Origin of the sequence: Shewanella sp. SM32 (assembly GCF_025654235.1) — a bacterium.
Taxonomy (GTDB): Bacteria; Pseudomonadota; Gammaproteobacteria; order Enterobacterales; family Shewanellaceae; genus Shewanella; species Shewanella oncorhynchi.
On sequence record NZ_JAKKRO010000066.1, the window covers coordinates 16,518 to 28,818 of the forward strand.

General features: G+C 44.4%; 13 protein-coding genes and 1 pseudogene. 11 read left to right on the plus strand and 3 right to left on the minus strand.

From position 1 onward, the window contains the following. Positions 1-24 precede the first annotated feature (24 nt). Positions 25-588, minus strand: coding sequence for an acetate uptake transporter (locus L5M10_RS19875; protein ID WP_113939919.1), 564 nt, complete (start codon positions 586-588; stop codon positions 25-27). Positions 589-1,394: 806 nt separating this feature from the next. Here L5M10_RS19875 and L5M10_RS19880 point away from each other — a divergent pair. The 5 genes from L5M10_RS19880 to L5M10_RS19900 all read left to right on the plus strand — a co-directional run bounded on the left by L5M10_RS19880 (position 1,395) and on the right by L5M10_RS19900 (position 5,266). Continuing rightward, positions 1,395-1,631, plus strand: a complete 237-nt coding sequence (locus L5M10_RS19880) for a hypothetical protein (RefSeq protein ID WP_028759260.1) — start codon at positions 1,395-1,397, stop codon at positions 1,629-1,631. A 362-nt stretch (positions 1,632-1,993) separates the two neighbouring features. Continuing rightward, positions 1,994-2,857: a MipA/OmpV family protein gene (locus L5M10_RS19885; protein WP_263164172.1), complete on the plus strand. Its 864-nt coding sequence runs from the start codon at positions 1,994-1,996 to the stop codon at positions 2,855-2,857. 5 nt (positions 2,858-2,862) lie between these two features. After that, the gene (locus tag L5M10_RS19890) at positions 2,863-3,273 is read left to right on the plus strand and encodes a DUF3019 domain-containing protein (RefSeq protein WP_263255783.1); all 411 of its coding nucleotides are present in this window, start codon (positions 2,863-2,865) and stop codon (positions 3,271-3,273) included. Further along, positions 3,273-3,986 (plus strand): response regulator, encoded by a 714-nt coding sequence (locus L5M10_RS19895; RefSeq protein WP_006080570.1) that lies wholly within the window; start codon positions 3,273-3,275, stop codon positions 3,984-3,986. Before L5M10_RS19890 ends, L5M10_RS19895 begins: the two co-directional genes overlap by 1 nt. An 11-nt stretch (positions 3,987-3,997) precedes the next feature. Beyond that, positions 3,998-5,266, plus strand: a complete 1,269-nt coding sequence (locus L5M10_RS19900; protein ID WP_263237406.1) for an ATP-binding protein — start codon at positions 3,998-4,000, stop codon at positions 5,264-5,266. Between the two features lie 86 nt (positions 5,267-5,352). On the opposite strand, the gene L5M10_RS19905 is transcribed toward L5M10_RS19900, so the two are convergent. After that, on the minus strand, positions 5,353-5,658 hold the full coding sequence (locus tag L5M10_RS19905) for a DUF1289 domain-containing protein (protein WP_028759256.1): 306 nt from the start codon (positions 5,656-5,658) through the stop codon (positions 5,353-5,355). 177 nt (positions 5,659-5,835) lie between these two features. Here L5M10_RS19905 and L5M10_RS19910 point away from each other — a divergent pair, with 177 nt between their 5' ends. Continuing rightward, positions 5,836-6,372, plus strand: a complete 537-nt coding sequence (locus L5M10_RS19910) for a DUF4136 domain-containing protein (protein WP_263237407.1) — start codon at positions 5,836-5,838, stop codon at positions 6,370-6,372. A gap of 94 nt (positions 6,373-6,466) precedes the next feature. Here L5M10_RS19910 and cysM read toward each other — a convergent pair whose 3' ends face one another. Next, positions 6,467-7,345, minus strand: coding sequence for a cysteine synthase CysM (gene cysM, locus L5M10_RS19915; protein ID WP_263164178.1), 879 nt, complete (start codon positions 7,343-7,345; stop codon positions 6,467-6,469). A gap of 212 nt (positions 7,346-7,557) precedes the next feature. On the opposite strand from cysM, the gene cysP reads away from it, so the two are divergent. The 5 genes and pseudogenes from cysP to L5M10_RS19940 all read left to right on the plus strand — a co-directional run. Beyond that, positions 7,558-8,565, plus strand: coding sequence for a thiosulfate ABC transporter substrate-binding protein CysP (cysP, locus tag L5M10_RS19920; RefSeq protein WP_263164180.1), 1,008 nt, complete (start codon positions 7,558-7,560; stop codon positions 8,563-8,565). A gap of 174 nt (positions 8,566-8,739) precedes the next feature. Next, positions 8,740-9,585, plus strand: a complete 846-nt coding sequence (gene cysT, locus L5M10_RS19925) for a sulfate/thiosulfate ABC transporter permease CysT (protein WP_105249982.1) — start codon at positions 8,740-8,742, stop codon at positions 9,583-9,585. Positions 9,586-9,594: 9 nt separating this feature from the next. Continuing rightward, positions 9,595-10,461: a sulfate ABC transporter permease subunit CysW gene (gene cysW / locus L5M10_RS19930; protein WP_263164181.1), complete on the plus strand. Its 867-nt coding sequence runs from the start codon at positions 9,595-9,597 to the stop codon at positions 10,459-10,461. Continuing rightward, positions 10,458-11,588 (plus strand): sulfate/molybdate ABC transporter ATP-binding protein, encoded by a 1,131-nt coding sequence (locus L5M10_RS19935; protein WP_131523841.1) that lies wholly within the window; start codon positions 10,458-10,460, stop codon positions 11,586-11,588. Before cysW ends, L5M10_RS19935 begins: the two co-directional genes overlap by 4 nt. 561 nt (positions 11,589-12,149) lie before the next feature. Beyond that, positions 12,150-12,301, plus strand: a pseudogene (locus tag L5M10_RS19940) (IS110 family transposase); the annotation flags it as partial.

The window sequence follows — 12,301 nt, forward strand, 5'->3', positions numbered from 1 at the left end:
TTACAACTCTGCATTGCTGAATCGTTACTTTTTCAATTCACCAACCGGTAAAATCGTACGGCCATACTCATTATTAAGCACCTGCGCCATCGCAAAATAAATCGCACTCGCACCGCAAAGTATCCCTTCAAAGCCCGCAATAGTGCCAATCAAGGCGCTACCCGTAAAATCACGCGCCGCCAGCAGGAAAAATAAGATAGTTAAAGAAGCAAACACAAACTGTTTGGCTCTTGGATAACGCAAAGAACCCACAAACATGAATGCCGTGAATATGCCCCAAAGCGTTAAATACCAGCCCATAAAATACGTTGGACTCGCCGCAATGCCAGCATTAGGCATTAAAATGAGGCCCACTAGCGTTAACCAAAACAAACCGTATGAGGTAAATGCCGTCGTACCGAAAGTATCGCCGCGCATGAAACACATAATCCCCACAATCACTTGACCAATGCCACCGTAAAAAATCCCCATGGCTAAGATCATAGAATCAATAGGGAAATATCCCGCATTATGAATGTTTAACAAAATTGTTGTCATACCAAAGCCCATTAAACCTAATGGCGCTGGATTAGCCAGTTTTGTAGACACAGAGTTCCCCTAGAGAAAAATCAACAATTCAATAAAAATCAATAGCATTTGCCATTAATCTTATGCACGCGCACCTGCGAGAGCGGCGCATTCTAGAGGATAGCTATAATCTTAGCAATGTAATCATCAAAAACAAACGAACACATAAAAATAAACAATAAAAACATAAAGTTAAAATAATAAACTGTAAAATAAAATTTAAACTAAAAAACACATAAAAATTAATTCTTTTTAATTCAATATTCTAGAAAAAAACGGCCTACAACATGCGTCATATCTCATTTTATATGACTTCTTATAACTACCGCATAATTCAGTTAACAGCGGCGATTAAACCTTCATTAAAAATCGACCATAAACAGTGATAATAATGCACTTTATCGCAAATAAGTCCTTAAAGTGATGTAAGCAGCATTTTTGAAAGAAATCCAAGTTCTACTGTACACACAATTAAGCGCATAAGTTAAGCACATAAGTTTATGTGCAGAGTTTCATCAATTAATTTCAAGCACAAGTTCAGAAGAGCCAACTTAGCACGCATGAGTTCAGAGGGGGGGGTGTGAACCTAACTCAAGCAGCAAAAGATGCTGAGAATGAATCAAACTAGAGCAAATAAAGTACACTCAGCCAGCCCATTTACTTGAAGCGAATCAAGGGAAAACAAGGTAAAAAACCTTAATCAAGAAAGGTAAAAATTATTTATATCTAAAACAGAATAGCAGTGATAAATTGCTGATGTTGGCACAGTGGAATTAAGAGAATGCATCTTAATCTGTGGTTAACAATACATAACTAAAGGAAATAAAATGAATAAGTTATCAGCTGTTTTTACTCTATTGGCATTAGTAAGTTTCACTTCCTTTGCTGACGACTCCTCTTTACCGCCTGCACCAGCAGCCGATCTCGCTCAGCTGAAAGAAGTGTGCCAGCAGATGGCCTCTGAAGATCAAGTCGAAAATGCTGAGCTAAAACAATATGTGCTTGATTGTGTAAACGATCAATTGACAGAAATGGGCTACAAGTCAGTTACTGAGGTCAATTAATCTTCATTCTAATCTCTGTGTTATTACCGCAAAGTAGGTTATTCGGCTTCAGTCTGTGCCATTCACACTTGCGAATGGCATTATTATTTCCAAGCAACACAGCTTTTACATCATAATTAACATCATTTCAGTTACACTCGAAACTTATAAAACACAAAATTTAACATCCACAATTAACCGTACGAAAGCTGCCAAGATAAGCTTTTAGCATGACTATCAACATATTGTGCAATCCATAAATTTATTATTTAATTGATAGCTGTATCATTTTGCATCTCCGTGAATGAAACCACTGTTGAATTGAGCATAAAATGCTAATCTGTTTTCCTATATTGTTAACCTCAGCCCTTAATCGTTAAATCATGTATCGTATTCTTTTTGTCCTCATTACAAGTTTAAGTATTTTGCCTGCAATCGGAATGGCGAAAGAAGCCTGTGCACCAGAAAATCAATGTATTGAGATGAACAACTGGGATCTAGGCATCGCCATAGGCTGGGGACAAAAAAGCAATCCACTCAGGGATTTTGACGATATTCCATTGTTCTTTATTCCAACAGTGGCCTATTACGGCGAACACTGGTTCTTCGACAATGGTAATTTAGGTTATACCTTAGCCGAGCAAGAAAGCTTTACAATTAACTTAGTAACAAGTTATAGCTTAGATAGAGCCTACTTCTATCAATGGGACCCATCAAATATCTTTTTGAATCGTGGCACTCAAGTTGAAGCCAAAGCCATAAATAGTATGTATTTATCGACTGAGCCCGAGCCTGAGTTTAATTCCTTAGAGACTCGGAACTTCACCTTACTTGGCGGTGCCGAAGCATTCATCTATACGCGGCTCGGTATTATTAGATTGGCGTACACTCATGATATGTTTAATGTGCATCAAGGTTCAGAAGCACAAATAAAATGGACCTATGGTTGGGATTACGATCGTTTCATTTTTGAGTTTGCGCTGGTATTTGATTGGAAGAGCCAAGCCGTAGTGGATTATTATTACAGCGTTAGACCCAGTGAAAACGCCTATTGGAGCGAAAAATATCAAGCAAAATCAGGTTGGGATAAAGGTGCGGAAATGACGGCCCGTTACATATTAACTGACAATTGGGATCTACTGTTGGCAGTTCGTTACACTCTAATTGCCGATGAGATTGCCGCCAGTCCCTTGTTAGACCAAGACTATAGCAGCACCTACTTTATCGGCGCTGCCTATAGGTTCTAACGTTAGTGACACTGCCTCAGTTAAGCTTGTTTTGCTTTATAGGTCTAAGCCTCGGCTTGATGGGCCAAAGTTCAGCACAAGCCAAAACTCGCGACTCGGCACTCAAACTCACACCCGAAATTTGCATCACAAGTTCAGAAACTGATGCCTGTGACGTCTATATAGAACTACAGTGGGAACTCGCTAAAGATGAGCTTATCTGTATCTTGTCCGACAACGCCGCCTATCCCAAATGGTGCAGTGATTCAGTTTCAACCCATACGTTAAGCATGAAAATCCACACTATGACGGATATTCAATTTGTCATGGTGAGTAAAGACAGTAACCAAACTTTGGCTGGTGCCAAACTTAAAATCACTTCTGCATCACAACCTCAGGTTCGCAGACGTTACCGCAACCCTTGGAGTTTATTTTAATGACAAGCCCACAATCGAACCACAGAGTATTATTGGTTGAAGACGACGTTCGCCTAGCAAACTTGATTGTAGATTACCTAAAATCCCATGGTATGCATGTTGAAGTTGAACGCCGTGGCGATACAGTGCTAACACGATTAATCAATTACAAGCCAGATATCATACTGTTAGACATTATGCTACCGGGCATGGATGGTCTCACTCTGTGTGAGAAACTGCCCGATTATTTCGCAGGTCCAATCCTATTGATGAGCGCACTTGGCTCAAGCGAAGATCAAATCAAAGGACTAGAACTCGGTGCCGATGACTACGTGGTCAAGCCCGTCGATCCTGCTCTGTTAGTTGCGCGGATCAACAACTTACTTCGCCGTCAGAATCAGCCACCACAGGCAGAATCACATTGTCTAACCTTCGGTAAATTGAGTATCGACCCGCATACCCATGCGATTCGTCTTAATGAAACTGAAATCGATCTCACCAGCCATGAATTCGAATTGCTGTGGTTACTGGCCTCGCAAGCGGGCCAAGTGCTCAGCCGTCAGTATATTTATCAGTTGTTACTCAATATTGATTTCGATGGTAAAGATCGAAAAATTGACGTGCGGATCTCTAGATTACGTAAAAAACTCAACGATAATATCGAGACACCTTTCAGAATTAAAACCGTTTGGGGACAAGGTTATCTCTTTGCTCCTGAAGCTTGGAATAACTAAGCACAAATACAGTGAAACGTCTCTTTATCAGTTTATATCTGCTACTCAGTCTCAGCGTGCTTGGGATTGGCTGGACACTCGACAGCCTGTGGCAGAAGAATGTTGATGACAATAATGCCCTCGATGCGCCGTTAGTGGCATTGGCGCAATTATTAGCGGAATTACCTCCCGATGCCCGCCAACGGTATCTGAAGGCGATCCCAGCGAACCCTGTGATGCCACTGCAATTACTCAATGCAGATCAAGTCGCGCTGGCAGATAATCAAGCGTTAAGCACAAGCAAGGTGTTCACCACCACGGCCAATGATGATAGCCTGCTGCAATTTATTCGAGTAGACGATCAAGTCTTAATGGCAGGGCCGCTGGACATAGATCCCAGAGCTAACCTTCGCAGCCTGTTCACCCTGTTCTTTTATTTATCGCTCGCCCTCGTTGCGCTAATTTGGGTCGGCCCGCTTTCACGGGATTTGAGCATACTGCGTAAGGCCACCAAAGAATTTGGCGAAGCCAAATGGGACACGCGGATTACCCTGTCAAATCGCTCCCAAGTTAAGCCCTTAGCCAATACGTTTAACGAAATGGCGCGACATATCAGCGCCTTGATTGAGAACCAGAAACACCTATCTAATGCGGTATCCCATGAGATCCGCACGCCACTGGCGAGGCTCAAATTCGCTCTTGCACTTATGCCTATGTATTGTCAGCCAGATTCGGACGAACAGAAGCGACAAGACTTTCTCGATGAAATGCAGCTCGACATCAAAGAAATGGAAGACTTACTTCAAGAACTGCTGACCTACGCCAGCTTAGAGTCACAGCGAGAAGGTATCCAGTTGGATGAGTACGATTTAATTAATCTCATCAATCAAAGTATTAAGCGCCTAGAAACCTTAAGTCCAACGCCTATAACGCTCAAAGCCGAAGTCGAAAAACTGCCCTTATTCGGAGAACCCGCATTAATCGAAAGGGCGCTACAAAATCTACTGACCAATGCACAACGCTTTGCCCGCACTGAAATCATTATTGAAGTTAAGCAGACCCAGCATAGGGTCAATTTAAGTGTAAGTAACGACGGCGAACCTATCCCTGCGGTGGATTTACCGAAAGTGTTCGAGCCATTTTATCGCAGCCAATCGGTACAGAATGGCAATAAAGGACATGGTTTAGGCCTTGCGATCATCAAACGGATTATGCAACGACATCAAGGGAATGTGAGTGTTACAAGTGATGCACAACATACTCGATTTAGTTTAATCTGGCCGAAAAAACGTAAGCTGTAATAGGAATCGAGATGAGACTATTACAAGTCAGTCATGAATCCCACTCGCGAATACAAAAAACGAGTTAAACAAGTCAATTCAACCTATTAGTCTAGCTCGAAGCCACCAAAATCCAGATCGGCTTCAGGCTCAGGCTCAAAATTCAACTGTGGGTTTAACGCTGCTCTTTCTTGCTCTATTTGTGCTTGCCTTGCTTTCATCATCGCTAACTGGCGACGACGTTTACGTTGAGTACACAGGCGAATGACATCATACTTTTGCGCATCTGAAAACGTTAACCAATTGAATCTTTCGTCACGGCTTCGCAGGCAACCATTACAGTAACCGCGCGCATCGGTAACACACACACCGATACAAGGACTCGGGATATCAAAAAAGGCTAACTGTTCCATAACCCGCCGCTATTCCTATCTAAAAATGAACCATACTCAAAACGATCCTTGCTAAAAACAAAGCGTGTGGAATTGCATTCAAAGCGATTCAAATACAACACGCTTATCTAAAGTACTTGCAGAAACAACCTTAATCAAGGCACATTGAGCAGAGTTTGTACAACTTGGAGCACTATCATGGGATACCGTCACTTTGCCAGTCTGCTCGTCGCTGTTGCCTTATTAAGCGCTTGCAGCAGTAAACCGAAAAACGATTATGATCTCAATTACGACTTCACCGCACTACGCAGCTTTACCCAGTTAACACCACAGCCGACGGATGACCCGTTAAGCGCCCAGCGTATTCAAGTAGAAATTAACAACCAATTGACTCAAAAAGGGTTTGTAGAAAATACAGCGTCGCCCGACTTTAACGTCGCCTACGCCTTACTCACCCAAGATAAGCCCAAAGATTCAGGGCTATCCATTGGATTAGGCACAGGCACATTCGGAAGTTCGGGCGGGATTGGCATAGGCACCAGTGTTGGCGTGCCGCTGGGGAGTGATAGCGCTAAAATTCAAACTATTCAAATAGATATTGTCGATCCTAAGACCAAAGCTCTTATTTGGCGTGGCAGCGACAGCTATGATTTTGATGCAGGCGGTAACGAGAAAGCCCAAGATACCGCCAAAGCCGTCAACCGAATTTTGGCGCAATTCCCACCGAAAAAATGATCACGTATAAAAGGGTAAAAATGGGCGTGTCTCGCCCATTTTTATCAATCAAACATTCATATCGCTCAATATGCTTAGAGTAAAAATCTAGGACTCAGGAAAAAAGCCCTGACGAAAGGTAACGATCGCCCCTATCACAGACAATCGCCACGACCACAGAACCCGGATATTGTTTAGCAATCTCCAGCGCAGCAAACACGGCACCGCCCGAACTGACTCCTGCACAAATCCCTTCCTCTCGCGCTAAAGTTCTCGCCATGGCTTTTGCATCTTGCTCTTCTATATCCATAACTAAATCAACCCAAGAAGCATCAAAAATCCCAGGCAAATATGCCTGCGGCCAACGCCGAATCCCAGGAATAGCACTGCCATCGGCAGGCTGAAGGCCGACGATAGTGATGTCGGGATTACAAGTTTTAAGGTATTTAGACACACCCATTATGGTACCTGTCGTCCCCATACTTGACACAAAGTGGGTAATTTTGCCTAGACTCTGTTGCCAGATTTCAGGGCCTGTCGTGAGGAAATGGGCATTAGCGTTATCTTGGTTATTAAATTGATCCAGCACCTTACCTTTGCCTTCGCTTTGTAACTGCAGCGCCAAATCCCGCGCAGTCTCCATGTTATCCACTAGCATGAGCTCTGCGCCATAGGCTTGCATCGCATCCTTACGCTCCTGAGTCGAATTATTCGGCATAATCAGGATCATCTTGTATCCTTTGATTGCCGCCGCCATCGCCAGCGCAATCCCAGTATTGCCACTCGTTGCCTCAATAAGCGTATCACCAGGACTTATTTCTTGGCGAAGTTCGGCCTGAATAATCATATTGAGTGCAGGACGATCTTTTACTGAACCCGCGGGGTTATTGCCTTCCAATTTTAACAGTACAGTGGAAGTACCACAGTTAAGCCGCTGCAAGCGAACCAGCGGAGTTTGCCCGATGCAGGCTTCAATTGTCGGAAAGTCAGACACTAGGATTATCCTTTACTTGATAAAAACAACTAAGCGATAGCCTATTCTAAGTCGGTTACCACTGACAAACACGGTGAATACTGCTTATAACATAAAATAAATCGCTCATAGTTATTCAAAAAAGTTCTATTCAACTGGCTTTTTATAAACAATTAATTCTATTACTCTAGGTGCCATAACGCTGACAAAATTGCCAGATTAAGGAGTTAAAAATGTCCGTAAAATTGATAAAGGCCCTGCTAGGAACCCTCATTCTGGGAACCTCACTCAATGTGACTGCCGCAGATCAAACCCTGCTTAATTCCTCTTATGATATCGCACGGGAATTATTCAATGCCTACAACCCCGTTTTTGCCAAACATTGGGAAGAGAAAACAGGTAAAACCGTCGAAATTAAACAATCCCATGCAGGATCATCTGCACAGGCACGCTCGATTCTGCAGGGATTACCCGCAGATGTGGTAACGTTTAATCAAGTGACAGACGTACAAGTTCTGCACGATCGCGGTAAATTGATCCCAGAAAATTGGCAACAATTACTGCCTAACGCCAGTTCGCCTTACTATTCCACCATTGCATTTTTGGTGCGTAAGGGTAACCCAAAGCAAATCAGCGACTGGGGCGATTTAGCGAGAGATGACGTTAAACTGGTCTTTCCTAACCCAAAAACCTCTGGTAATGCTCGCTACACTTATTTAGCCGCATTAGGTTATGCTCAGAAAAACTATGGTAAGGATAATCAGGCTAAACTGGATCAATTCCTGAAAAAATTCCTCGGTAATGTCGCAGTATTTGATACAGGCGGCCGCGGTGCGACCACCTCCTTTGTTGAACGTGGGATCGGTGATGTATTAATTACCTTTGAATCGGAAGTGAACAATATCCGCCAGCAGTATGGTACGGACGATTACCAAGTGGTTGTACCAAAAACCTCGATTCTGGCAGAGTTCCCCGTCGCTGTGGTTGAGAAAAATGCTAAGCGTAACGGTACACAGGAACTCGCAACTGAGTATTTGAATTATCTCTACAGCGAAGAAGCGCAACGTCTACTGGCAGGATTCAGCTATCGTGTACACAACGAAAAGGTAAAAGCTGAGTTTGCTAAGCAGTTCCCTACCGTTGACCTGCTAACTGTTGAGCAAATCATCGGTGGTTGGGATAATGCCATGAAAACGCAGTTTGCTAACGGTACAAAACTCGATGAGCTATTAAAGCGCTGATATCGTCCTTAATGTAGTAAGATATCAACATTGAACCCGAGCAAAGTCTCGGGTTTATCGCTAATTGGCATTTATCAATCAAGATTGCATCCAACAAATGGCTTGAGCCAACAACGAGCGAACCGTATAAATAGTATTGGTTTAACGCAATTAACCTGATCGGGTGATTATTCTGTGATTTTTAATAACGGGCGTTTACGCCATAAGCGGGTTCTTCCCGGTTTTACCATCAGCTTAGGTGTGTCCCTACTGTTTGTCAGCCTAATCCTATTATTGCCAACCACAGGCCTAATCATGCAGACCAGTTCAATGAGCTGGTCCGAATACTGGGGCGTGATTGCCGATCCCAGAGTGGTTGCCAGTTACCGAGTCACCATACTATCGGCGCTCGCGGCATCATTATTTAACTGCCTTTTCGGATTATTACTCGCATGGGTACTCGTGCGTTATGAATTTCCCGGCAAACGCATTTTAGATGCCTTGGTAGATTTACCCTTTGCCTTGCCGACCGCCGTTGCCGGTATCACCTTAGCCACCCTTTATGCGGAAAACGGCCAAATCGGTAGTCTATTAGCTGAATGGGGCATAAAAGTCGCCTACACCCCGCTAGGCATAGTGGTCGCGATGATTTTCACCAGTATTCCCTTTGTGGTTCGTACGGTACAACCCGTTCTCGAAGAGTTATCCCACGAGGAAGAAGAAGCGGGAATGACACTTGGCGCCTCGGATCGTTCGGTATTCTGGCGGGTTATTTTGCCCTCCCTTTGGCCAGCATTAATGATTGGAACGGCACTGTCTTTTACCCGCAGTCTGGGTGAGTTTGGTGCAGTGATCTTTATCGCTGGCAATATGCCTTATATCAGTGAAATCACTTCGTTAATGATCTTTGTCCGCCTGCAAGAATTTGATTTTGCAGGTGCCAGCGCCATTGCCTCAGTGGTTCTGATGACCTCGTTACTGCTATTACTGCTGATAAACCTGTGGCAGGCGCGTTATCTGCGCCGCATTCATGGACGATAAGGAGCAAATATGAACTCATTTAAACCCTTAAGAGTCGGTGAAGCACCCCTGATCAAATGGAGCCTTATTACCCTCGCCGTGTTCTTAGGCTTGCTCTTGTTGCTATTGCCGCTAGTGAGTATTTTTCAGCAGGCGTTTGTCGGAGGTTGGGAGCGTTATATTGGGCACCTAACTCAACCGGATTCGCTGCATGCGATTGGTTTAACACTGATGGTGGCAGCACTCACAGTACCAATCAATTTAGTGTTCGGAATCATGCTGGCATGGAGCGTGACTCGTTTTGAATTCCCCGGTCGCAAATTACTGATCACGCTAATTGATATTCCATTTGCGGTCTCCCCTGTCGTCGCAGGTTTGCTCTATTTACTGCTCTATGGCAACAGTGGCTGGCTGGGCGAATGGCTATATGAGCACGATCTGCAGATCATGTTTGCTTGGCCGGGAATACTATTAGTGACCATTTTTGTCACTTGCCCCTTTGTAGCCAGAGAACTGATCCCATTGATGCAACAACAGGGCGCATCGGAAGAAGAAGCTGCAGTGATCCTCGGAGCGTCATGGTGGCAACTTTTTCGCCGCGTGACCCTACCCAACATCAAATGGGCACTGATTTACGGTGTAATCCTCACCAATGCCAGAGCCGTAGGAGAATTTGGTGCCGTTGCTGTCGTGTCTGGCAATATTCGCGGCGAAACCAATACCTTACCTTTACATGTGCAATTATTGTACGAAGATTATCAGGCCGAAGCCGCCTTCGCGAGCGCGTCATTACTGGCCCTGATCGCCCTATTTACCCTAATGCTAAAAGCCGTAGTGGAATGGCGGCAACAACGCAGTTTAACCGCCAATGACAATAAAGAGCAGAGCCAACTATGAGTATTCGTCTTACTAATATTTCCAAGAAATTTGGCCAATTTCAGGCGCTTTCCCCACTTAATCTCGATATTCAAGAAGGGGAAATGATTGGTCTGCTAGGACCATCAGGTTCAGGCAAAACCACACTGCTGCGGATTATTGCCGGTCTTGAAGGAGCCGATAGCGGCCAAATTCAATTCGGCAACCGAGATGTCACTCAAGTGCATGTGCGTGAAAGACGCGTAGGTTTTGTGTTTCAAAACTACGCGCTGTTTCGCCATATGACGGTCGCCGATAACGTCGCCTTTGGACTCGAAGTCATGCCGAAAAAACAAAGGCCTTCGGCGGCAGAAATTCATAAGCGAGTGACACAGCTGCTAGAAACAGTACAACTAGGCCATCTAGCACAGCGCTATCCTGAACAACTCTCGGGAGGACAAAAACAGCGCATTGCGTTGGCCCGTGCACTCGCAACCCAACCAGAAGTCTTGCTACTGGATGAACCCTTTGGCGCCTTAGATGCTAAAGTGCGTAAAGAACTACGCCGCTGGCTACGCAGCCTGCATGATGAATTGAAATTCACCAGCGTGTTTGTGACCCACGATCAGGATGAGGCGCTTGAGCTCTCAGATAGAGTGGTAGTGATGAGCAATGGTCATATAGAGCAGATTAATACACCTGCTGAGCTATACTCACACCCCAATAGTCGCTTTGTGTTTGATTTTCTTGGTAACGTCAATGTCTTTGAAGCCAGTTGGCAACAAAAACGTTGGGAAAATGGTCAAGCATTTTTAACACCCCCAGAACAGCAAACACTGCAGCAAGATGGTGTTCTCTATGTACGCAGTCACGAATTAGCGCTGTCAAATAAGCCCAATAGTCAGGCCAATTTGCCGTTCAATATTGTCGCCATGACCCCCATTGGCGCCGAAGTAAGACTGGAATTAGCCCCACACGGCTGGCATAGCGAAGAACTGTGGGAAGCCAAATTTACCCACCATAATCTGCAGGAACTCGGGTTGCAAAAAGGCAGTGTGGTTTACGCCACCCCAAGAACAGCTTACTTCTTTGGTGCGCAGGGTGAGAGTTCACCGACGCGTCTAAGTTGGCCATTCCTGACTCCGGGCAGTCTCGCCTTTGATATCTAACCTGAGCTCGGGATAAGCAGAGCCGCTGAATAGGCATCTTTTCGGGCCTCTCTGCGTTGCTCTGTCTAACCATAGCTAGCTATGGCGTACGACAGAGCGCCTTGATATGCGCAAAAATCTGCGCATTCAGTCAGAAAATAGATTTTTCTTTTCAAACCAATAATTTATATCATTGATTTAATTTGTTAAATTTAGATTTTTCGACACTCATTATCCCGAGTTCAGGTTATCTAATGTCATCATGATAGGAATAAGCAGCATTAGCGGTACCACAGGGAGTGGATACCGCTAAGATTCAAACCAATTGTCACGCCAACACTAAAGCACTCATTAGGCATTGCCGCGACAGCTTTTGGTGATAGCGACAGCTTTGATTTTTGATGCAAGCGGTAACGAGAAATCCCAAGATACCGCCAAAAACGTCAGCTAGATCTTGGTGCTGTCCCCTCCGAAGAAGTGATTAATCATGGATAATGGAATGGACCCATCCACTTTTAATCGGCCTCGCAATGGGCCACGATGTAGTCGCTAAAACTCATCAGAAAGAGGACGGGTCCACCTATGAAGATTACTACAATCGGTTTAGATATCGCAAAGTCTGTTTTTCATGCTGTTGGCGTCGATAAAGCGGGTAAGTTAATCAAAAAGAAAATGCTTAGACGCAAGGACTTACTTCCCTTTCTTGCTCAAATTGAGCCGTGTCTGATTGTGAT